The organism is Bradyrhizobium sp. 2TAF36, assembly GCF_052114925.1.
GTDB lineage: Bacteria > Pseudomonadota > Alphaproteobacteria > Rhizobiales > Xanthobacteraceae > Bradyrhizobium > Bradyrhizobium barranii.
This window is the reverse complement of record NZ_JBFRFR010000010.1, coordinates 75,182-94,569: the sequence shown is the minus strand read 5'-3', so window position 1 is coordinate 94,569 and position 19,388 is coordinate 75,182. Positions and strand designations below refer to the sequence as shown.

General features: G+C 63.6%; 24 protein-coding genes and 1 pseudogene. 17 read left to right on the top strand and 8 right to left on the bottom strand.

Annotated features, from left to right (window positions below):
- Window positions 1–62: 62 nt before the first annotated feature.
- The gene (locus tag AB4Z51_RS07445; RefSeq protein ID WP_085403392.1) at window positions 63–1,001 is read left to right on the top strand and encodes a LysR family transcriptional regulator; all 939 of its coding nucleotides are present in this window, start codon (window positions 63–65) and stop codon (window positions 999–1,001) included.
- A gap of 129 nt (window positions 1,002–1,130) precedes the next feature.
- Window positions 1,131–1,652, top strand: a complete 522-nt coding sequence (locus AB4Z51_RS07440; protein WP_085403391.1) for an REP-associated tyrosine transposase — start codon at window positions 1,131–1,133, stop codon at window positions 1,650–1,652.
- Between the two features lie 128 nt (window positions 1,653–1,780).
- Here AB4Z51_RS07440 and AB4Z51_RS07435 read toward each other — a convergent pair whose 3' ends face one another.
- The gene (locus AB4Z51_RS07435; RefSeq protein WP_085403390.1) at window positions 1,781–2,038 is read right to left on the bottom strand and encodes a hypothetical protein; all 258 of its coding nucleotides are present in this window, start codon (window positions 2,036–2,038) and stop codon (window positions 1,781–1,783) included.
- Window positions 2,039–2,188: 150 nt separating this feature from the next.
- On the opposite strand from AB4Z51_RS07435, the gene AB4Z51_RS07430 reads away from it, so the two are divergent.
- The gene (locus tag AB4Z51_RS07430; RefSeq protein WP_085403438.1) at window positions 2,189–3,175 is read left to right on the top strand and encodes a tripartite tricarboxylate transporter substrate binding protein; all 987 of its coding nucleotides are present in this window, start codon (window positions 2,189–2,191) and stop codon (window positions 3,173–3,175) included.
- Window positions 3,176–3,270: 95 nt separating this feature from the next.
- On the top strand, window positions 3,271–3,624 hold the full coding sequence (locus AB4Z51_RS07425; protein ID WP_085403389.1) for a hypothetical protein: 354 nt from the start codon (window positions 3,271–3,273) through the stop codon (window positions 3,622–3,624).
- A gap of 218 nt (window positions 3,625–3,842) precedes the next feature.
- On the opposite strand, the gene AB4Z51_RS07420 is transcribed toward AB4Z51_RS07425, so the two are convergent.
- The 3 genes from AB4Z51_RS07420 to AB4Z51_RS07410 form a co-directional block, all read right to left on the bottom strand.
- The gene (locus AB4Z51_RS07420) at window positions 3,843–4,205 is read right to left on the bottom strand and encodes an adenylate/guanylate cyclase domain-containing protein (protein ID WP_441497201.1); all 363 of its coding nucleotides are present in this window, start codon (window positions 4,203–4,205) and stop codon (window positions 3,843–3,845) included.
- A gap of 193 nt (window positions 4,206–4,398) precedes the next feature.
- Window positions 4,399–4,866, bottom strand: a complete 468-nt coding sequence (locus tag AB4Z51_RS07415) for a YbaK/EbsC family protein (protein ID WP_441497200.1) — start codon at window positions 4,864–4,866, stop codon at window positions 4,399–4,401.
- Window positions 4,867–4,907: 41 nt separating this feature from the next.
- Window positions 4,908–5,639 (bottom strand): haloacid dehalogenase type II, encoded by a 732-nt coding sequence (locus tag AB4Z51_RS07410; RefSeq protein WP_085403387.1) that lies wholly within the window; start codon window positions 5,637–5,639, stop codon window positions 4,908–4,910.
- 533 nt (window positions 5,640–6,172) lie between these two features.
- On the opposite strand from AB4Z51_RS07410, the gene AB4Z51_RS07405 reads away from it, so the two are divergent.
- From AB4Z51_RS07405 to AB4Z51_RS07395, 3 genes are all read left to right on the top strand, one after another.
- Window positions 6,173–6,769 carry a superoxide dismutase gene (locus AB4Z51_RS07405; protein WP_441497199.1) on the top strand — a complete coding sequence of 199 codons (597 nt, stop codon included), beginning with the start codon at window positions 6,173–6,175 and terminating at the stop codon, window positions 6,767–6,769.
- 71 nt (window positions 6,770–6,840) lie between these two features.
- Window positions 6,841–7,434, top strand: coding sequence for a hypothetical protein (locus tag AB4Z51_RS07400; protein ID WP_085403386.1), 594 nt, complete (start codon window positions 6,841–6,843; stop codon window positions 7,432–7,434).
- A gap of 38 nt (window positions 7,435–7,472) precedes the next feature.
- A complete protein-coding gene (locus tag AB4Z51_RS07395; protein ID WP_085403385.1) occupies window positions 7,473–7,970 on the top strand; it encodes a GlcG/HbpS family heme-binding protein in 498 nt (165 codons plus the stop codon).
- A gap of 98 nt (window positions 7,971–8,068) precedes the next feature.
- On the opposite strand, the gene AB4Z51_RS07390 is transcribed toward AB4Z51_RS07395, so the two are convergent.
- A complete protein-coding gene (locus AB4Z51_RS07390) occupies window positions 8,069–8,953 on the bottom strand; it encodes an amidohydrolase family protein (RefSeq protein ID WP_028147972.1) in 885 nt (294 codons plus the stop codon).
- 330 nt (window positions 8,954–9,283) lie between these two features.
- Between AB4Z51_RS07390 and ykgO the strand changes: the two genes are divergently transcribed.
- From ykgO to AB4Z51_RS07375, 3 genes are all read left to right on the top strand, one after another.
- A complete protein-coding gene (ykgO, locus tag AB4Z51_RS07385; protein WP_006611362.1) occupies window positions 9,284–9,409 on the top strand; it encodes a type B 50S ribosomal protein L36 in 126 nt (41 codons plus the stop codon).
- A gap of 106 nt (window positions 9,410–9,515) precedes the next feature.
- A complete protein-coding gene (locus AB4Z51_RS07380) occupies window positions 9,516–10,163 on the top strand; it encodes a tetratricopeptide repeat protein (RefSeq protein ID WP_441497198.1) in 648 nt (215 codons plus the stop codon).
- A gap of 124 nt (window positions 10,164–10,287) precedes the next feature.
- On the top strand, window positions 10,288–10,548 hold the full coding sequence (locus tag AB4Z51_RS07375) for a hypothetical protein (RefSeq protein WP_028147974.1): 261 nt from the start codon (window positions 10,288–10,290) through the stop codon (window positions 10,546–10,548).
- Between the two features lie 7 nt (window positions 10,549–10,555).
- Here the strand turns inward: AB4Z51_RS07375 and AB4Z51_RS07370 are convergent, their stop codons facing one another.
- Window positions 10,556–10,738 (bottom strand): hypothetical protein, encoded by a 183-nt coding sequence (locus AB4Z51_RS07370; protein ID WP_063986707.1) that lies wholly within the window; start codon window positions 10,736–10,738, stop codon window positions 10,556–10,558.
- Window positions 10,739–11,067: 329 nt separating this feature from the next.
- Here AB4Z51_RS07370 and AB4Z51_RS07365 point away from each other — a divergent pair, with 329 nt between their 5' ends.
- The gene (locus AB4Z51_RS07365) at window positions 11,068–12,024 is read left to right on the top strand and encodes an alpha/beta fold hydrolase (protein WP_085403384.1); all 957 of its coding nucleotides are present in this window, start codon (window positions 11,068–11,070) and stop codon (window positions 12,022–12,024) included.
- A gap of 118 nt (window positions 12,025–12,142) precedes the next feature.
- Here AB4Z51_RS07365 and cycA read toward each other — a convergent pair whose 3' ends face one another.
- A complete protein-coding gene (gene cycA / locus AB4Z51_RS07360; RefSeq protein ID WP_014491900.1) occupies window positions 12,143–12,538 on the bottom strand; it encodes a cytochrome c-550 CycA in 396 nt (131 codons plus the stop codon).
- Window positions 12,539–12,802: 264 nt separating this feature from the next.
- On the opposite strand from cycA, the gene AB4Z51_RS07355 reads away from it, so the two are divergent.
- From AB4Z51_RS07355 to AB4Z51_RS07345, 3 genes and pseudogenes are all read left to right on the top strand, one after another.
- The gene (locus tag AB4Z51_RS07355; protein WP_441497197.1) at window positions 12,803–14,296 is read left to right on the top strand and encodes an FAD-linked oxidase C-terminal domain-containing protein; all 1,494 of its coding nucleotides are present in this window, start codon (window positions 12,803–12,805) and stop codon (window positions 14,294–14,296) included.
- A gap of 26 nt (window positions 14,297–14,322) precedes the next feature.
- Window positions 14,323–14,916 (top strand): annotated as a pseudogene (locus AB4Z51_RS07350) (acyltransferase family protein); the annotation flags it as partial.
- Window positions 14,856–15,485: an acyltransferase family protein gene (locus AB4Z51_RS07345; protein WP_441497224.1), complete on the top strand. Its 630-nt coding sequence runs from the start codon at window positions 14,856–14,858 to the stop codon at window positions 15,483–15,485. The pseudogene AB4Z51_RS07350 and the gene AB4Z51_RS07345, both read left to right, overlap by 61 nt.
- Window positions 15,486–15,530: 45 nt before the next feature.
- Here AB4Z51_RS07345 and AB4Z51_RS07340 read toward each other — a convergent pair whose 3' ends face one another.
- Entirely contained in the window at window positions 15,531–16,016 is a 486-nt protein-coding gene (locus AB4Z51_RS07340) for a putative quinol monooxygenase (protein WP_094184315.1), read from the bottom strand.
- A gap of 221 nt (window positions 16,017–16,237) precedes the next feature.
- Between AB4Z51_RS07340 and AB4Z51_RS07335 the strand changes: the two genes are divergently transcribed.
- From AB4Z51_RS07335 to AB4Z51_RS07325, 3 genes are all read left to right on the top strand, one after another.
- Window positions 16,238–17,476 (top strand): FAD-binding protein, encoded by a 1,239-nt coding sequence (locus AB4Z51_RS07335; RefSeq protein WP_085403381.1) that lies wholly within the window; start codon window positions 16,238–16,240, stop codon window positions 17,474–17,476.
- The gene (glcF, locus tag AB4Z51_RS07330) at window positions 17,473–18,795 is read left to right on the top strand and encodes a glycolate oxidase subunit GlcF (protein WP_085403380.1); all 1,323 of its coding nucleotides are present in this window, start codon (window positions 17,473–17,475) and stop codon (window positions 18,793–18,795) included. The genes AB4Z51_RS07335 and glcF overlap by 4 nt, the downstream gene beginning before the upstream one ends.
- A gap of 68 nt (window positions 18,796–18,863) precedes the next feature.
- On the top strand, window positions 18,864–19,238 hold the full coding sequence (locus tag AB4Z51_RS07325) for a histone (protein WP_071909499.1): 375 nt from the start codon (window positions 18,864–18,866) through the stop codon (window positions 19,236–19,238).
- Window positions 19,239–19,388 lie beyond the last annotated feature (150 nt).

The following is a 19,388-nucleotide window of genomic DNA, read 5'->3' as shown; positions in this document are numbered from 1 at the left end:
TATAGAAATAGAAACTGTTGAAACGCATTGTTTCCCAGAATACCCCAATTGGACCGGCGCACATGGCAAAACTTCCCGATTTCGAGGCGCTCGCGATTTTCGCAAAAGTCGTGGAATTACGGTCGTTTGCAGGGGCCGCGAGCGAGCTCGCGATGTCCAAGGCAACGGTGTCCAAGGCGGTCACGCGACTGGAGGAACGGCTCGGTGCCCGGCTGTTCAACCGCACCTCGCGGCGGCTGGCGCTGACCGATGCCGGGCACAAGCTCGCCGAACGCGCCACGCGTCTGCTCGTCGACGGCGAGGCGGCCGAGAACGAGGCGCTGGCGCAATCGGTGGCGCCGCGCGGCCTGGTCCGGCTCGCCGTGCCCATGACGTTCGGGATCAAGGCGGTGGCGCCGCTGCTGCCGGAGTTCTTCGAAACCTATCCGGAGGTCTCGGTCGATCTGCATCTGAGCGATGCGACCATCGATCTGATCGGCGAGGGTTTTGACATGGCGGTGCGGATCGCGCGGCTGCCGGACTCCTCGCTGATCGCGCGGCGGCTTTTCACCATGCCGCGCTTCACGGTGGCCGCGCCGTCCTATCTGAAGCGCCATGGACGGCCCACGCATCCGATGCATCTCGCCGAACACAAATGCTTCAGCTACGCCTATCTCTCGACGCCCAATGTCTGGAACTACACCAATTCGGCAGGCGAGCAGGCGAGCGTCCGTCCGGGCGGACAGCTTCGCGTCAACAACGGTGAAGCCGTGATGCCGGCGCTGATCGCCGGTCTCGGCATCGCCGAGCTGCCCGAGTTCATCGTCGGCGAGGCGATTTCGTCCGGCGAGGTTGAGGTGATCCTGAAAGACTGGAAGCAGGCCGAAGGCGCCGTGCATCTGGTGACGCCACCCGGCGGCCCGCGCCCCGCACGCGTCGAGGCGCTCGGCGATTTTCTCGCGGCGAAGCTGCCAGGCACGTGCAAGCGGCGGCCGAAGAAGGGTGTCAACAAAGCGGGGTAGATCCCTTGGTGGGCACGGCGCGTTGCGCCTTTGCCCACCCTACGTGATCTCGCTAGTCTATCCTGCAAACGGCTATCGTAGGGTGGGCAAAGCGAAGCGTGCCCACGCCTTTGCCTGATGGGATCGCAGATGTCTCGATATCGGCGCACACAAGGCAGCACATTCTTCTTTACGGTCGTGCTCGCCGATCGTTCAAGCACTCTGCTCGCGGATCATGTTGATCGCCTAAGACGAATTTACCAAACCGTTCAGCAGCGCCGACCGTTCGAGACCGTCGCGATCTGTATCCTGCCCGACCATCTCCATGCCATTTGGTCGCTCCCGGAGAATGATTCCGACTTTTCGTCGCGTTGGAATTTGATCAAGGGCGGTTTCTCGCGAGGATTGGAAGCGCAGGAGCGCTCGGCAAGCAAGTCACTCAAGCGCGAGAAGGGAATTTGGCAGCGCCGCTACTGGGAGCACGCGATTCGAGACGACGCGGACTTGGAGCGCCACGTCGATTACATCCACTTCAATCCAGTGAAGCATGGCCTCGTCACGCGTGTGCGCGATTGGTCGCTCAGCAGCTTCCATCGCTACGTCGACCAAGGCACTCTCCCCGTGGATTGGGGAGGGGATATGCGGGATATCGCGGGGCAGTTCGGAGAATGATGGTGGGCACGGCGCGCGAAGAGCGCGCCTTTGCCCACCCTACGAGATCTCGCTCGTCGATCCTCCGCACAACTATCGTAGGGTGGGCAAAGCGAAGCGTGCCCACCATTTCAGATTACGACTTCCGATCACGACACCTTCACGCCGTCGATTGCGACAATGCGCAAGGCTGGCTTCAGCGTCCCTTCCAGCTGCGTCTTCAATTCGTGCACACGTGGGTCGTTCGAGCGTGCCGCGCAGGCGGCGTATTGATGGACCGATTGCGCCAGCGCGCGCCGCGCTTCCGGCGTTCGCGTCAATTCGGGCTTTGAAAGCCGCAAGACGATCGCTGCGAGATTCACCAGCATCTCGTCCAGGGCGACGTCGATGGTCGCAAGATTCCGCATCACCCACTCCCTCAAGAGGGCAACAGCGGGTTCAGGGAAGCGTTCCGGGCCGGGCCGAACATGGTCAATACTTCGTAAACGCCTTGTTCTTGCCGCTCGGCCGGTTAGGCTGCCAGCGAAACAAAGAAAATCGGGGGCGAGGGGACTATGATGGATCGACGCGATCTCTTGCGCGCGGCTGCGGCATTGCCGTTGTTGCGGGCTGCTTTACCTGACAAGGCCTTCGCGCAAGCCTATCCGGTGCGCAACATCACCATGATCGTGCCGTTTCCGGCGGGCGGTCAGGCCGATCTTGCCGCGCGTCCGGTCGCGATGGCGCTGGAGCGGGTCCTCGGCAAGCCCGTCATTGTCGACAACCGCGCCGGTGGCGGCGGCGGATCGGTCGGCAATGCTGCGGCGGCGCGCGCGGAGCCCGACGGCTACACGCTGCTGATGACGCTGTCCTCGCTCGCGGTGCTCCCCGAGGCCGATCGCCTGTTCGACCGACCCGTTGCGTACGAAGTCTCGCAGTTCATGCCGATCGCGCGCGTCCTCGCCGATCCCACGCTGCTCGCGGTGCCGGCCTCGGCGCCGTGGAAGACGGCGCAGGATTTTGTCGAGGATGCGAAGAAGCGGCCGGGCCAAATCACTTACGGCTCGTCCGGTCCTTACGGGACGCTGCATGTCGCGATGGAGATGTTCGCGAGCAGCGCCGAGATCAAGTTGCTGCATGTTCCGTTCCGCGGCGCGGGCCCGGCGCTGACCGCGCTGCTCAGCGGCACCGTGCAGGCGATAGCAGCCGCGCCCGGCACCCTGAAGCCGCAGGTCGACGACGGCAAGCTGCGCGTGCTCGGCAATTGCGGCGCACAGCGCATCGCGAGCTTCCCCGACGTTCCGACCTTTCAGGAGCTCGGCTACAAGGACGTCGAGATGTACATCTGGGCCGGGCTCTTTGCACAGAGCGCTCTTCCTGCGCCGGTCGCGAGCCGCCTGCGCGAAGCGATGGCGAAGGTGATGACGAGTCCGGATGTGCTCAGGAGCTTCGAGGCCTCGGGCAGTCTGGCCGCCTATCAGGACGCGCCGGCATTCTCGCAATTCGTGGCGACGGACAGCGCGCGGCTGATCGCGGCGGTGAAGAAGATCGGCAAGGTGGAATAGGTTCCCGCCGCATTTTCACATTTTTTTGTTGGTTCAGAACCTGACCGCGTCTCATTGATTGAAGACAAATCAAGGAAAGCGAGAAGGATCGGGACATGCGAACAGAGCGAATTGCGATGGGTCTGGCGCTTGCAGTCAGCGGCATCGTCGCGCAGGGCGCGGCATCAGCCCAGGACTATCGCGGCACAATGGAACAGCAGATGGCGTGCACGCCGGATGTCTGGCGCCTGTGCAGCGACCAGATTCCGGACACGAACCGCATTGTGACCTGCCTGCAGCAGAACACGCCGCAGCTTTCGAGCGCATGCCGGGCGGTGTTCCAGTCGAACAACCAGGCCCAGCCGCAGCAGCCGGTCCCGCGCGGCCGGGCTGTGCCGCCGCCGCGCTACAACAATGCGCCGCCGCCTGTCGCCGCGCCACCACGTCCCTATGATGATGACAACGACTAGAGCATGATCCGGAAAAGTGTGATGCGATTTTCCGAAAAGGTCATGCTCAAGTCATGACCTGAAGCGACCGCCTCACTCCCGACTCGTTTAGCGATCCCGCTTGCTGTTCGGCTCGGGTCGCTGCCGGAGTGCTGTCCGCAAGAGGGCACCGAAGAGCAATGCTGCGACCGGCCAATGGAACCAGATCTTGTGCATGCCGGTGAAAACGTTGATCAGAATCAGAAAGCCCGAAACCGTGAGGGCCACTGCAACCGGGCGGGGCAGCTTCGCCAGCCAATCCGAGACGAAGCCCATCCAGGTGGATGGCTCGTGCCTGCTGTCAATCCATCGCGCGCCAGTTTCCGAATTTCGACCGCACATTGCACGGCCTCGACGACGCTGGCGAACTCGGCGATCACAGCATCGCCCCAGGTATTCACGATCCGGCCGTCATGACGCTCCACCAGTCCCGCAAAGGCAGTGCGGTAGCGGCGCAGCGTCTCCAACGTTCCGGTCTCGTCTGCCTCCATGAGGCGAGAATAGCCCTGCACGTCAGCGCACAGGACGGTGGTCAATCGTCGTTTCACCTTGTCGTCGGTCATGGTCCATATGGTAGCCTCCCTGACCGGCAATTGCATCAGGCATCGCATCTGGCCCCATCGCGGCTCAACGACCGGTCGTCCAGTCCCGAAACCGTCATACTCGTGCAACGAATGCAGCCAGCCAGGTGCCAAAACCGACCTGGCGTGAGGTCGCCCTCCGCGCCGTGGTTCACGAGGACAGGCCGGAGCCGCCTTAAGGCCTGTGCTCGCAGACGTCGACCCATTCGGCCGCGGTGAGCTCCGCCATCCGCTCGGGCGTGATGCGCACGGCGCTGTGGGTCGAGCCTGCGGCCGGCACCACCACGTCGAACGYCTTCAGCGACACATCGCAATAAATCGGCAGCGGTGACTTCAGTCCGAACGGGCAGACGCCGCCGACCTCGTGGCCGGTGATCTCGGCAACCTCCTCCAGCCCCAGCATCTTCGGCTTGCCGCCGAACGCAGCCTTGACCTTCTTGTTGTCCATGCGCGAGGTGCCGGCGGCAACGATCAGGATCACACGCTCGCCGATGCGCAACGACAGGGTCTTGGCGATCCGGCCGGGCTCGACGCCATAGGCTTCGGCGGCCAGCGGCACCGTGGCCGAGCTGATCGGGGATTCGATGACGGAGATGTCGGGGGCTTTCTCGGCGAAGAAGGCGCGAACGGATTGAAGGCTCATTCCAAACAGCTCATTCCAGACTCATGGGCGGGCGGCGATGCTTAGGCGACCGTTGGCAGTTCCGAGAGCGCGCGGACACGATGATCCGGCGCGAACCCTAGCTCGTCCATCTGGGTCCGGATCGCCTTATACATCGTCAGCGGTGCCACGAGTTCGTTCTCGACGCAAGCCAGCGCCATCGCCTCGGGCGTCACACGTTCGATCCAGGCGACGTTCAGTCCGAACGACTTCGCGCCCGCGACATCCCAGGGATTGGACGAGACGAACAGAACCTCATCCGGCCTGGTGCCGAACACCTCGCCGATCAGCGTGTAGGCCTCTGGAGACGGCTTGAAGACCTTCTTCGCATCCACGCTGATGGTGGCATCGAGCAGACGGTCGAGCCCGGAATTGCGCACGAGCGCATTCAGCATGTCCGGACTGCCATTCGAGAGGATGGCGAGTTTTCGCGGCTTCAGCGCCGCAAGCGCGGCGGCTGCATCCGGATAGAGATCGAGATCCAGATATTTCTCGATCACCCGCTCGAACGCTTCGCCTTCATAGGCGAGGCCGAGCAGGCGCAGCGTATAGGCGAGCGAGTCGCGCGTGACGGCGGCAAAATCCTGGTAGCGCCGCATCAGCGAGCGCAACCAGGTGTATTCGAGCTGCTTGATCCGCCAGACCTGCGTGATGATCTCGCCATAGCCCGGAAAAGCATCCTCGGTGATCTCTGCGACGGACTGGATGTCGTAGAGCGTTCCGTAAGCGTCGAAGACGACGGCCTTGATGCTCATGGCTCGCTCCTTTGGGACTTTGCGGTGGCGCACGGACAATACCGAAACGGCCCGGTACTCGACAAGGTCGGAACCTTCTTCAAACAATCGTCACCCCGTCGACCTCGCGCAGCAGATTGACACTGCCGCCGGCAGGCGTTTAATTCAGGGTACGGGGATTTGCGATCTCCCCGCGAGGCGACATGCCCAAGTATCGCGTCCTGGTCACCAAGGACGCCGCATGTCTTCTTTCATCTCGATCTCATCAGAGAAATTGTCCCGTCAATTGGTGCCGCCAGCGCGCCGACCCTCGTCGATGTCCGTATCGACAAGGACCGCGCGGTCTATTTGCGCACTCGACAAGACGGCGAGCACCAAGAGCTAGCGAGCACACGGGGCAAGTCGGGGACGACGATGACGTGGAGGGCTCCATGACGACGAATACCGACCGCCGAGACTTCATCAGGTGCGTGGGGGCCGCCGCGGCATCGACCGCAATACTCGCGGGGACGCAAGCCCTTGCGCAAGCCAATCAGCCAACAGGAGCCAGGCCAATGACATACCAGCCCAAGCCGATGCCGTTCGATCCGAAATCCATTGCCGGCATCTCGGAGAAGGTGCTCGTCAGCCACTACGAGAACAACTATGTCGGTGCCGTAAAGCGACTCAACGCGATCGGAACGCAACTCGCCGAGCTCGACTTCGCGAAAGCTCCGAACTTCGTCATCAACGGCCTGAAGCGCGAGGAACTCGTCGCGTCAAACTCGATGATCCTCCACGAAATCTATTTCGACGGGCTCGGCGGTGCCGGCAAGCCGAGCACACCACTTGCCGACGCGATCGCGCGCGATTTCGGCAGCATGGAGCGGTGGCGCGCGGAGTTCTCCGCCGTGGGCAAGGCCGAAGGCGGCGGCTCCGGCTGGGTGATTCTTTCTTACTCGCCGCGCGACAAGCGGCTGGTCAATCAGTGGGCCGCCGACCACACGACGACGCTGGCCGGCGGACGCCCAGTACTGGTGCTCGACATGTATGAGCACGCTTATCACATGGATTATGGCGCGGCGGCCGCGAAGTATGTCGACATCTACATGGAAGCGATCAAATGGGACAACGCTGCAACACTGTACGATCAATACAGGCGGGAAGCTTAGACGTCGTGCAAAAAACGAGCGTAGCGCTCTTAGGGGCGGCGTTGTTCCTATTGTTGGTTGAAGGAAACGCGATGGCAGAAACTGTAAATTTTGACAACGCAGCAACCGGCGCAGCGCCCGAAGGCTGGACGCTGACGATGACGGGTCGTGGCCAGCCCAAATGGACGGTCGAGGTGGAGTCGACGGCGCCAAGCAAGCCGAACGTCCTGAAACAATCCGGTCAGGCGACGTTTCCAGTGGCGCTCAGGAGCGGCACCAGCATCCTGGACGGGTTCGTCGAGGTCAAGTTCAAGGCGATCGCAGGCTCCGAGGATCGTGCGGCCGGTATTGTCTGGCGCGCAAAGGATGCCGACAATTACTATGTCGTGCGGGCCAACGCGCTTGAAGACAATGTTGTGCTCTACAAGACGATCAAGGGTGTTCGCAGCGCGCTCGATATTGTCGGCCGGAAAGGCGGCTATGGCGTCAAGGTATCGGTGCCGTCAGGTCAATGGCATTCCCTACGTTGCGAATTCGCGGGAAAGCTATTCAAGGTGACGTATGACGGCAAGCCGATGTTCGAGGTCGAGGACGAATCGATCAGGGACGCCGGCATGATCGGCTTGTGGACCAAGGCCGACAGTGTCACCGTATTCGACGACCTGACATACGGTGCGCTGAACTAGGTTAACATCGGCGTCGACCCTCTCACGTCGGAGAAACCATGCTCGCTCGAACCCTGCTTGCGGCCACCGTCCTGTTGATGCTCGCGCACCCGGCAATGGCGCAGGAGCCGCTCGCGACCTACAAATCCCTGAGTCCCGAGCTGGCGCTTGATCTGGCCCGGGCATCGCTTGGTGATTGCCGATCACGCGGGTACCAGGTCGCCGTCGCGGTCGTCGATCGCTTCGGGGGGACACAGGTGATCCTTCGTGACAGGTTCGCAGGTGCTCACACCGTTTCAACGGCCTCGGGCAAGGCGTGGACCGCAGCAACATTCCGTACCAGCACCACCGAACTGAATGCCGTCAGCCAACCTGGCATGCTGCAGGCCGGTATCCGCAATCTCCCCGGCACGGTCATTATAGGTGGCGGATTGATTGTCGAAGCGGGCGGTTCACTGGTCGGAGCCGTCGGTGTGTCTGGGGCGCCCGGCGGTGATGCTGACGAAGCCTGCGCCAGGGCCGGAATCGACGCTATACGCGACAAGCTGGAGTTTTAGGGCCGCCTTGCCCGCCTCAGCGAGGCCTTGAGCGCCTGAGCGTGAGGGCTTCGGCAACCGGTCGAAGCCCTCAATGCGCCGTGGCGATGAGTACGCGGCTAGATCCCCAGCAGCCTGCGCGCGTTGGCCTTCAGTACCTTCGGCCGGATCTCGTCGCGGATCTCGATCTTGGCGAAGTCCGACAGCCAGCGGTCCGGCGTGATCACCGGCCAGTCCGAGCCGAACAGCATCTTGTCCTGAAGGATCGAGTTGATGTAGCGCACCAGGATCGGCGGGAAATACTTTGGCGACCAGCCCGAGAGGTCGATGTAGACGTTCGGCTTGTGGGTCGCGACCGACAGCGCTTCCTCCTGCCAGGGGAAGGAGGGATGGGCGAGGATGATCTTGAGGTCGGGGAAATCTGCCGCGACGTCGTCCATGTACATCGGGTTCGAATATTTCAGCCGCATGCCCATCCCGCCGGGCATGCCCGAGCCGACGCCGGTCTGGCCGGTGTGGAATAGCGCGATCGCGCCGCCATTGTTGATCTCTTCGTAGAGCGGATAGGCCATGCGGTCGTTGGCGTAGAAGCCCTGCATGGTCGGATGGAATTTGAAGCCGCGCACGCCGTATTCCTCGATCAGCTTGCGCGCCTCGCGCACACCGAGCTTGCCCTTGTGCGGGTCGATCGAGACGAAGGGAATGAGGACGTCGAGATGGTCGGAGGCGATCTCCAGCATCTCCTCATTTTTGTAGCGGCGGAAGCCGGTCTCGCGCTCGGCATCGACCGGAAAGATCACCGCGGCGATGTTCTTGGAGCGGTAGTAGGCCGCGGTCTCCGGCACGGTCGGCGGATGCTTGTGCGGCGACTTGAAGTAGTCCGCCATCTGCGCCTGGAAATCGTCATAGCCGTCGTCGGGATGGGTGCCGCAGGGCTCCTCGGCGTGGGTGTGGATGTCGATGGCGACGACATCGTCGATGTTGGGCAGCTTCAGCTTCGGCATTGGTTTCCTCCCGACGGGTTGACGAATTGATTATATGATATAACGAATTTGGCAAGGCACGTCGTCGAAGCGAAGCCCCTAGTCGACAAATGCGTAGATCGGGCCGATCCGGCCGTTTCTACTTTGCTTTCTACTTTGCATGGGGTTGTTTTCCAGAATTTGCTGGCCCGGAACCGGGCAGTTAACATTGACATCCGGTCCTCCCATGCCTTAAGAACCGCCCCGTCCCGGGCGGTCGGTCCGCCAGCGGGAAAGATCTCATTTTGCCACATTCGCGCGTGCCGAAACGGTAGTGCCGAACACGGCCTTTCGAACGTTCAGGATTCTGCCATGAAGGTCCGTAACTCGCTGAAATCGCTGCGCGGTCGCCATCGCGCCAACCGCCTGGTCCGCCGCAAGGGCCGAGTCTATGTGATCAACAAGGTGCAGCGCCGCTTCAAGGCTCGCCAGGGCTGATATTGCCCTCGCGGTCGCCTCCGCGCGCCCCGCAAGACCACGGCTCACACGAGTTTGACGCCGCCTTTGCTTTGCAAGGGCGGCTTTGCGCGTTTAGACTTTGCGCATGGCAGTGAGATTCCTGGCAGTGAGCTTCCCTTTCGCACGCACCCTGTGTCTGGCCCTTGTGCTGGGCGCCACGCCAGCCCTGGCGCAGAAAGAGCTGCCTGCCCCTCCCGGCAAGGAACAGAAGAAGCTGCCGGAGGCGCCGGCCAAGCTGCCCAAGGTCGACCGCAGCAAGAATCTCGATTTCCTGTTCGGCGCGCTCAAGGCCGCGCCCGACGAGGCCAGCGCCAAGCATGTCGAGGCGCRGATCTGGGCGATCTGGATCCAGACCCCGAGCGACACCGCATCGCTGTTGATGGCGCGGGCCAAGACCGCGGTCGACGCGCAGAAGATCGACATCGCGATCAAGCTGCTGGATTCGGTCATCAAGCTCAGGCCCGACTACATCGAGGCCTGGAACCGGCGCGCCACGCTCTACTACATGCAGAATGACTACGGCCGCTCGCTTGCCGACATCCGCGAGGTGTTGATCCGGGAGCCTCGCCATTTCGGCGCACTCGCAGGCCTCGGCATGATCATGCAGGAGGTCGGTGACGAGAAACGTGCGCTCGAGGCCTACCGCAAGGCGCTGGCCGTCAATCCGCACCTCGAGAAGATCCCCGAGCAGGTCAAGGCGCTGACCGAGAAGGTCGAAGGCCGCGACATCTAGCGGACAAGTTGATCATTTCCCGAGTGATTGCAGCGTGCGCGGATTAACCACGATCACACGTGCGGCGTTCTCAGGGGTATTGTTGAAGCGCGCGCAGGCCTACCTGCATGGCAGGAGCACGGCCATGAAGCGTTTGATCTTTGCAGGTGTATTGCTGCTCGCGTCGGGCTCGGTGAGCCTCGCCGACGGCTTGTTCTGGGTGGTCGGCAATCGCGCCACCGGCAAATGCAACATCGTAACCAGCAATCCCGTGATCATCGGCGACATCTGGTTCGGCGACGGTCCCTACAAATCCAGGGCCGATGCCAAGCTTGCCCGTTCGACGATCCGCGCCTGCCCTGCGGTCACACCCGACGAGGAAAAGGACGAGGACGGAACGAACTAGCCTGCACTTAGTGCAGGACGCTACCGGCGCGCTCGACAAGGCCGTGATCGGCGGCCGCGGCGTAAGCCTTTGCAAGCTCCGTCTCGAGATGCTCGTTGATCAGAAGCAGTGCCCGCACTGCACCGCGCAGGTCACCGTTGCAGCTCGCCACGATCTCGTCGATCGCAGTGTCTTTGGATCTGAAGCTCATCGACATTCTCCGGTTCAAATCAGGACAAATCCTGCCGGCCTTTCCCGCATCCCCTTGGAGTTTGCGAGGAGGATCGGCGCCCACCCGCGCCTAGATGGCGGAACCGACCGTGGCGATTATATGGAAGCCGCGATGACGACTGCATGAAGCTGGCCCGAGGCTTGCGCGCTGCGAGGAATTCCATTGATTTTATTGCGTTTTTTCCTGCTGGAATTATGCACATATCCACAGCCCCGGCATTTCAAGTGGAGCGCGGGATCTCACGGCGCGAAACTGCCGCCCGCTAGTCTCGTAACTGCCAGGTGCCCTGGATCGCCCGGATTCTCCCCATGATTGTGATGTCAGTCGTGACCGCGCTGGTTCTGCTGGCGCTGGCCACGCAGGCCGGCGTCCTCGCCGTGCAACGCGCCTTTCCGCCCCAGGGCCGGATGGTCGAGGTCGACGGCGCTGTGCTTCACGTCGTCGATATCGGTCCGCGCGGTTCAGGCATGCCGATCGTGATGCTGCACGGCGCGAGCTCCAATCTCGAAGCGATGCGGCGTCCGCTCGGCGACCTCCTTGCCAAAGACCATCGCGTCATCCTGATCGACCGTCCCGGTCACGGCTGGAGCACGCGGATGCGGCGGCAGGATTCGACGCCAGAGATCCAGGCCCGGATGATTGACGAGGCGCTTCGTAAGCTCGGGATCGATCGCGCGGTCTTCGTCGTGCATTCCTGGAGCGGTGCGCTCGGCGCGCGGATCGCGCTCGATCATCCCGGCCGCGTCGCCGGTCTCGTCATGCTGGCGCCGGTGACCCATCCCTGGCGCGGCGGCGTCGGCCGCTACAACGAGATCATCGCAACGCCGGTGATCGGCCGGCTGCTCGCCTATACCATCACGCTGCCGATGGGGTATTTCGTTGCCGAGGCCGGCGCGCGCAGCGTCTTCCTGCCGCAGACCATGCCGGATGGTTTCGTGCAGGACTCCGCGACGCCGCTGCTGCTGCGCCCGCGCGAGTTCATCGCCAATGCCTATGATTTGGTGACGCTGAAGGAAGCGGTGACGGCGCAGGCTGCGCGTTATGGCGAGATCAAGGCGCCGGTCACGATCATCGCCGGCGAGCCCGACAAGACGGTGAAGACCGCCATCCACGCGCGTCCCTTCGCCGCGATGGTGCCGGGTGCAAAGCTGATCGTGCTGCCCGATCTCGGCCACATGGTGCAGAACGCTGTGCCGGATCTGGTGAAGACGGAAATCGAGACGATGATCGGGAAAATCGTCCCTGCGCAGGCGGCCGCCGATTAAGGCGTTTTCGAGCGAAGTGGATACCGGTTCGCGTGAAGAAAACGCGTCGAAACAAGAAGCCCGAGCTTCGGTTCTGACTCAATCAGAACCGAAGCTCGGGCGGCCGCCGTTCACGCGCTTACTGCTTGATTTTCCCGTCCTTGTCGAACTGCGCGACGAAGGCCCAGAGATTGTTGATCTCGTTCTCGTTCTTGATGCCCGCGAACGCCATCTTGGTGCCGGGGATCTTGGCCTTGGGGTCCTTGATGTATTCCTTGAACGTGGCTTCATCCCAGGTGATGCCGGAATTCTTGTTCGCATCCGAATAATTGTAGTCCGGTGCGGTGCCTGACTTGCGGCCGTTGAGGCCGTTGAGCTCGGGGCCGACCTTGTTCTTGGCGCCTTCGCCGATGGCGTGGCAGGCCAGGCATTTGTTGAACGACGATTTGCCGGCCGCAACATCCTGCGCCATCGCGGCGGGTGCGGTGGCAGTCACGGTGAGGATCATCAGTGCGCCAAAAGTCAGTTTTGTCATCGGGTGCTCTTCGTCTCTTCCCTGGTGGGTCTAGGCTGGTCGGTCTTGCCTGGTCGGCAAACGACGGACCCGCCGGTTTTGGCAGGCCCGCCCGGCTTGGACAAGCCGCGAAACCATGACAGGTTTCATGCTGCCCTACTTGTCCCAGAGCGAACTCGCCGAAGATGGCCGCTCCGACTTTCGGATGGCCTACCCAAACAGGCGCGGACGTGGTTGATTTGCCGCGATAATTTGATCGTGGGCTACGAGTCGGAAGGATATGTTATGGCCATCATGATGCCCGCGAGCGACCAGGCCGTGCTGGCGCGCCGCGCTGAGATCGTGGCTGCATTGCGCGCAATCGTGCCCGGCGAGGGCGTGATCGACAGCGCCTCCGAGATGCGGGCCTACGAATCCGACGGGCTGACGGCCTATCGGCAGCCGCCGATGGTCGTGGTGCTGCCCGACACCACCGAGCAGGTCTCGCTCGTCCTGAAATATTGTGCCGGGCAGGGGATCAAGGTGGTTCCGCGCGGCTCCGGCACTTCGCTGTCCGGGGGCGCGCTGCCGCTGGAAGATGGCGTGCTGCTCGGGCTCGGCAAGTTCAAGCGGATCCGCGAGATCGATTTCGACAACCGCGTCGTCGTCACCGAGCCCGGCGTCACCAATCTCGCCATCAGCCAGGCGGTCGCGCATGCCGGCTTCTACTACGCCCCCGATCCGTCCTCGCAGATCGCCTGCTCGATCGGCGGCAATGTCGCGGAGAATTCCGGCGGCGTGCACTGCCTGAAATACGGCATGACCACCAACAACGTGCTCGGTTGCGAGATTGTCCTGATGAGCGGCGAGATCCTGCGCATCGGCGGCAAGTCGGCGGAGAACACCGGCTACGACCTGATGGGCGTCATCACCGGCTCGGAAGGTCTGCTCGGGGTCATCACCGAGATCACGGTGCGCATCCTGCAAAAGCCGGAGACGGCGCGGGCGCTGATGGTCGGCTTCGCGCAGGTTGAGGCGGCCGGCGAATGCGTGGCGCGCATCATCGGCGCCGGCATCATTCCCGGCGGCATGGAGATGATGGACAAGCCGGCGATCCACGCCGCCGAGGCCTTCGTTCATGCCGGCTATCCGCTCGACGTCGAAGCGCTGCTCATCATCGAGCTCGACGGTCCCAAGATCGAGGTCGACGAGCTGATCACGCGCGTCGAGACCATTGCGAATGCTTGCGGCTCGACCACCTGCCAGATCTCGACCTCCGAGGCCGAGCGCAATTTGTTCTGGGCCGGCCGCAAAGCGGCGTTTCCGGCCGTTGGCCGCATCTCGCCCGATTATCTCTGCATGGACGGCACGATCCCGCGCGGCGCGCTGCCGAAGGCGCTCGCCCGCATCCGCGAACTGTCGGAAAAGTACCAGCTCGGCTGCGCCAATGTGTTCCACGCCGGCGACGGCAATCTGCATCCGCTGATCCTCTACGATGCCAACAAGCCCGGCGAGATCGAGCGCGCCGAGGCCTTCGGCGCCGACATCCTGCGCGCCTGCGTCGAGTTCGGCGGCGTGCTCACCGGCGAGCACGGCGTCGGCATCGAGAAGCGCGACCTGATGCCGGAGATGTTCACCGAGATCGACCTCAACCAGCAGCAGCGCCTGAAATGCGCTTTTGACGCGCAGGGCCTGCTCAATCCCGGAAAGGTGTTTCCGACCCTGCATCGCTGCGCCGAGCTCGGCCGCATGCATGTGCACRCCGGGAAGGTGGCGTTTCCGGACATTCCGCGGTTCTGACGGTCGATACCCGGCATGGCGGCGACATGGCGGACGTTCGGATCAGTGTGACGAAAGAAGCGCCGGGCAGGCCGCTGGCGAAGTCGCGCCTGCTGTTCATCGACAACATCCGCTGGTCGATGATCATTCTCGTGCTGAGCATGCACGCAGCCGACACCTACAGTCCGTTCGGCAATTGGTACTATGTCGACCGGCGGGAGACCGGCTTCGGCACGGCCCTCTTCTTCGGCATCTATCAGAGCTTCCTCCAGGCCTTCTTCATGGCCGCGCTGTTCTTCATCGCCGGCTATTTCGCCGTCGGCGCCTTCGATCGGAAAGGACTTTCGAAATTTGCGCGTGATCGGCTGATCAGGCTCGGCTTGCCGACTTTGCTCTACATGTTGGTGATCGGCCCGCTGACGCAGTATTTTCTGTCATGGACTTGGGGCAAGGGCGGTTTCGGCCATCAATGGCTGACCCATCTGATGGACGGCGAATGGCTTTCCGAGACGGGACCGATGTGGTTTTGCGCGGTGCTGCTGCTGGTCTCGCTCCTCTATGGCCTGATCCGCCAGACCGGATGGCGGGAGCCCGAGGTTGCGCTGTGCGGCACGGGGATTGTTCTGTTCGTTGCGGCCATGGCGGCGTTCACCTTCGCCGTTCGCATCGCCATCCACGCCGATACCTCCGTGCTCAACGTTCACCCCGGCGATCTCCGCAATACGCTCTCATGTTCGCAGCCGGCGCCGTCGGCTATCGCAGCAATTGGATGGTTGGGCTTGCCGAGCGCTCCTGTATCCGCTGGGGACTGCTCGCGCTGTCGCTCTCTGTGCCGCTGTTTGCAGCGCTCGTGCTGTTCGGGGGAGGCCTGCAGGGGGACACCGCGCTCTATGCAGGCGGCTTCAACGTCGTCAGTGCCGGGAAGTGCCTGTGGGAGGCGCTGGTCTGCGTCGGCATGGGTCTCTTGATGCTGGCCGTCTACCGCCGCTATTTCGACGCGCAAGGGCCGGTCGCCAAATGGCTCTCGGACAACGCCTTCGGCGTCTACCTGATCCATCCGCCGATCCTGGTCGGCTTTGCCCTGCTTCTGCACGCACTGCCGCTCTTCGCACTCACGAAGGCGCTCCTGCTGACCATGTTGGCCGCGATCGGCAGCTTGGCCGTCTCGGCACTGATCCTGCGCAGATCGCCGCTGCGCGCGATCATATAGTCGTATGCCGCGGTCCAGATCGAACCGCGGCATACGAGCTGGTGTTTACATGAGTGCGTATTGAGCCCGTTCGCGCTTCGCCAGCAGCGGCAGGGCTTCGCCGGCGATGCAGGTCTTGAAATGCGCGCTCTCCTGGTGCGCTTTGAACGCGGCCTCGTCGCGGAACAGCTCGTAGAACAGGAACTGGGCCGGATTGTCCCTGGCGCGCGAGATCAGGAACAGCTTGACGCCCTCCTCGCGCTGCGCCTCCGGCAGGAAGCGGTCGAGGATCGCGGCGACCTTGTCGGCCTCGCCGGGCTTGGCCTCCCATTGCGCGACGACGAGCAGGCCGCCGCCGTCGACGGCGTCGCTGAGGGATTTCTGCGTGGCATAGTGGTTCATGGTCCTTGCTCCTTGCTGCTGGGCTTGAGATGACGCCGCCGCCCATGGCGAGAGATAGATCGCCAGGACGGCTCCGAAGGCCCGGATCACCGACCTGCGGCTGAACGCTTCGTGGACGCGCGGCACCAGCCGCTGATGTGTCGATCGCATGCTTGTCTCCATCGGTTGGCCTCGATCGCGATCGGCGCAAGCTTGTAGCGAGGGCCTGCCGGCTTTGGTTCGCCGCTGGTCGAAGTGTCGATGTCGTGAACGCTTCGATCATGATCGAAGCGTCGTGGTCGCCCGTGCCGGATCCCCGACTGCACCGGCGCTGATCGCCGGCGTCACGCCGCATTTGATTTTGGCGGCGAATTTCGCTACCGCCTTTTCCCGTGGATACGCTCAGGGTCAGAGACGCCAAAGACGTCGAAGAGGTGGTGCGCGCGGCGATTGCCAACGAGCAGCCGCTCGAGATCATCGGTCATGGCAGCAAGCGCAGCATTGGCCACACAATGGCGACCAACGCCGTGCTCGACCTCTCCGCGCTGAATGCCGTCACCTCCTACGAACCCAACGAGCTGATCGTCACGCTCCAGGCCGGCGCCCCGCTGGCCGACGTGCTGTCGCTGATCGACGCCAAGAACCAGCAATTCGCCTTCGAGCCGATGAACACCGCGCCGCTGCTCGGCACGCCCGCGTTGGGTACCATCGGCGGCATGATCGCGGCCGGTCTCGCCGGTCCGCGGCGGATCAAGGCGGGCGGGGCGCGCGATCACCTGCTCGGGGCGCACGCCGTCTCCGGTTTCGGCGACAGCTTCAAGACCGGCGGCAAGGTGGTGAAGAACGTCACCGGCTACGACCTCTGCAAGCTGCTGGCGGGGTCCTGGGGCACGCTGTCGGTAATGACCGAGGTGACGCTCAAGGTGATGCCGAAGCCCGAAGCGGAGCGGACGCTGCTGCTGCGCGGGCTCGACGATGCCGTCGCCAACAAGGCGATGACCGCGGCGCTCGGCTCGCCCTTCGACGTCTCCGCCGCCGCGCATCTGCCGAAATCGGCCTTCCGGGCGAAGACCGACGGGCTGGGCGACATCGCCAGCCAGGGCGAAGCGCTAACCGTGCTGCGGCTCGAGGGCATCACGGCGTCCGCCGCGCACCGCGCCGGCTCGCTGCGCGAATTGCTGGCGCCGTTCGGAACCGCGACGCTGGTCGAGGATGTGGCCTCCGCCGCATTGTGGGCCACGATCCGCGACGTCCTGCCGTTCGCGGCCGGCGGTGCAGTTGGGGCCTGGCCGGTGTGGCGGATCGTTTGTCCGCCGGCTTCCGGCGCGGTGCTCGGGACCCAGCTGGCGCGCGAGACCGGCGGCGACATCATCTACGATTGGGGCGGCGGCCTGATCTGGGCCGCGCTGCCGCCGAAGGCTGACGCGCATGCCCCGGCCGTGCGCCAGCGTGCGGATGCTGTGGGCGGGCACGCCACGCTGATCCGGGCGGCCGAGGACGTCAGGCGCGGTGTCGACGTATTCCATCCGCAGGCGCCCGGCATTGCCGCGCTGAGCGATCGGGTCCGCGCCAGTTTCGATCCGAAAACCATTCTCAACCGGGGGCGGCTGACGCGGGGCGCTGCGGCATGAAGACCGAATTCTCACTGGCGCAGCTCGCCGACCCCGACATCGCGGAAGCCGACAAGATCCTGCGCGCCTGCGTCCATTGCGGCTTCTGCACTGCAACCTGTCCGACCTATGTGCTGCTCGGCGACGAGCTCGATAGCCCGCGCGGCCGCATCTACCTGATCAAGGAGATGCTGGAGAAGGACCAGACCCCGACGGCCGAGGTGGTCAAGCATGTCGACCGCTGCCTGTCGTGTCTGTCCTGCATGACGACCTGCCCCTCGGGGGTGAACTACATGCACCTCGTCGACCAGGCCCGGGTCAGGATCGAGCAGCGCTATCAGCGGCCGCTGACCGAGCGGCTGTTGCGCCAGGTGCTGGCCTTTGTCCTGCCGAATCCGCAGCTCTTCCGCACCAGCATGTGGCTGGCGCGCCTCGCCCGTCCGCTTGCCGTATTCCTGCCGACGCCGCGGCCGTCGGCGACGCCCGGCCTGATCCAGCGCCTCAAGGCGATGCTGGCGCTGGCGCCGAACCGTCTGCCGTCGCCCGGCCCGCTCCCCGGCAGCGTATTCGCGGCACTCGGCAAGAAGCGCGGCCGGGTCGCGCTGCTGCAAGGCTGTGCCCAGCAGGTGCTGGCGCCGCGCATCAACCAGGCCGCCATCAGCCTCCTCACCCGCCACGGCATCGAGGTTGTCCTGGTCCGGGACGAGCAGTGCTGCGGCGCGCTGACCCACCATCTGGGCAACGACCAGGATGCGTTGGCGCGGGCCCGCGCCAACGTCGCGGCGTGGCGAAAGGAAGCGGCCGGCGAGGGGCTCGACGCCATCCTGGTGACGGCCTCCGGCTGCGGCACGGTGATCAAGGACTACGGCTATCTCCTGCGCGAGGACACGGCGTTTGCCGCCGATGCAGCGCAGGTGTCCACGCTCGCCAAGGACATCACCGAATTCGTTGCCGGCCTCGAGCTCGCGACCACTACGCGACAGGACAATATCGTCGTCGCCTATCACTCCGCGTGTTCGTTGCAGCACGGGCAGAAAATCACGGGCCTTCCGAAAGAATTGCTTTCCAAGAATGGATTCGTGGTGAAAGATGTGCCGGAGAGCCATTTGTGTTGCGGCTCGGCGGGGACCTACAACATTCTCCAGCCCGAGCTTGCGGGCCGGTTGCGCGACCGCAAGGTCGCCAACATCGCAAGCGTCAAGCCGGACATGATTGCCGCGGGCAATATCGGCTGCATGGTGCAGATTGCCAGTGGCACGTCAGTTCCGGTCGTACACACGATTGAGCTTCTCGATTGGGCTACGGGCGGGTCGCGGCCGGCATTGAATGCCTCGAGCTAGCCTTCGTCCGGAGGTGACGGCTGAAGACGCCCGATCGACCATTGTTCGGCGGCAACAGGAGGACCACGATGGCGAAAGCGAAGAAGAAAAAAAGCAAGAAGGCCAAAAAGGCCAAGAAGGCTGTAGCGGCGAAGAAGACCGCGAAGAGGGCAGCCAAGAAGTCCGCGAAAAAGTCTGCCAAGAAGTCTGCGAAGAAATCTGCCAGGAAGGCCGCCCCGAAGAAGGCCGCCAAGAAGGCTGCGAAGAAGTCGGCCAAGAAGGCTGCCAAGCCGGCTGCACCGAAGAAGGCCGCAAAGAAAGCGGCGCCGAAGAAGGCGAAGGCAGCTCCTGCGCCGAAGCCCTCAGCGCCGGTGGCGGCTCCGGCTCCGGAGCCCGCCGCCGAGACAAGCTGGGCGATGCCTTCGTCTTCTGCGGAGCCGACGCCGGCCGAAGGGCAGGGTTAGGCCCCGAGGGGCTCCCACGGTTAGGGTCCAAGTCAGGTCCAAGGTGAGGGCCAAGGCTGGGTCCATCCCGACGACAACGACCGACAACAGGAAGGCCGCRGCGGTGATGCTGCGGCCTTTTTGCATCGGCACAATGGTCGCCGCCCGGTT

Bases quoted from the DNA above. Each gene is read 5' to 3' on its own strand.
- AB4Z51_RS07345 (WP_441497224.1), top strand. From the start codon at position 14,856: ATGGCGGGAGCCCGAGGTTGCGCTGTGCGGCACGGGGATTGTTCTGTT.
- AB4Z51_RS07440 (WP_085403391.1), top strand. From the start codon at position 1,131: ATGTCTCGATATCGGCGCACACAAGGCAGCACATTCTTCTTTACGGTC.
- AB4Z51_RS07420 (WP_441497201.1), bottom strand. From the start codon at position 4,205: ATGACCGACGACAAGGTGAAACGACGATTGACCACCGTCCTGTGCGCT.
- AB4Z51_RS07370 (WP_063986707.1), bottom strand. From the start codon at position 10,738: ATGAGCTTCAGATCCAAAGACACTGCGATCGACGAGATCGTGGCGAGC.
- cycA (WP_014491900.1), bottom strand. From the start codon at position 12,538: ATGACAAAACTGACTTTTGGCGCACTGATGATCCTCACCGTGACTGCC.
- AB4Z51_RS07325 (WP_071909499.1), top strand. From the start codon at position 18,864: ATGGCGAAAGCGAAGAAGAAAAAAAGCAAGAAGGCCAAAAAGGCCAAG.
- ykgO (WP_006611362.1), top strand. From the start codon at position 9,284: ATGAAGGTCCGTAACTCGCTGAAATCGCTGCGCGGTCGCCATCGCGCC.
- AB4Z51_RS07405 (WP_441497199.1), top strand. From the start codon at position 6,173: ATGACATACCAGCCCAAGCCGATGCCGTTCGATCCGAAATCCATTGCC.
- AB4Z51_RS07365 (WP_085403384.1), top strand. From the start codon at position 11,068: ATGATTGTGATGTCAGTCGTGACCGCGCTGGTTCTGCTGGCGCTGGCC.
- AB4Z51_RS07400 (WP_085403386.1), top strand. From the start codon at position 6,841: ATGGCAGAAACTGTAAATTTTGACAACGCAGCAACCGGCGCAGCGCCC.
- AB4Z51_RS07390 (WP_028147972.1), bottom strand. From the start codon at position 8,953: ATGCCGAAGCTGAAGCTGCCCAACATCGACGATGTCGTCGCCATCGAC.
- AB4Z51_RS07395 (WP_085403385.1), top strand. From the start codon at position 7,473: ATGCTCGCTCGAACCCTGCTTGCGGCCACCGTCCTGTTGATGCTCGCG.
- AB4Z51_RS07425 (WP_085403389.1), top strand. From the start codon at position 3,271: ATGCGAACAGAGCGAATTGCGATGGGTCTGGCGCTTGCAGTCAGCGGC.
- glcF (WP_085403380.1), top strand. From the start codon at position 17,473: ATGAAGACCGAATTCTCACTGGCGCAGCTCGCCGACCCCGACATCGCG.
- AB4Z51_RS07435 (WP_085403390.1), bottom strand. From the start codon at position 2,038: ATGCGGAATCTTGCGACCATCGACGTCGCCCTGGACGAGATGCTGGTG.
- AB4Z51_RS07340 (WP_094184315.1), bottom strand. From the start codon at position 16,016: ATGCGATCGACACATCAGCGGCTGGTGCCGCGCGTCCACGAAGCGTTC.
- AB4Z51_RS07445 (WP_085403392.1), top strand. From the start codon at position 63: ATGGCAAAACTTCCCGATTTCGAGGCGCTCGCGATTTTCGCAAAAGTC.
- AB4Z51_RS07375 (WP_028147974.1), top strand. From the start codon at position 10,288: ATGAAGCGTTTGATCTTTGCAGGTGTATTGCTGCTCGCGTCGGGCTCG.
- AB4Z51_RS07410 (WP_085403387.1), bottom strand. From the start codon at position 5,639: ATGAGCATCAAGGCCGTCGTCTTCGACGCTTACGGAACGCTCTACGAC.
- AB4Z51_RS07430 (WP_085403438.1), top strand. From the start codon at position 2,189: ATGGATCGACGCGATCTCTTGCGCGCGGCTGCGGCATTGCCGTTGTTG.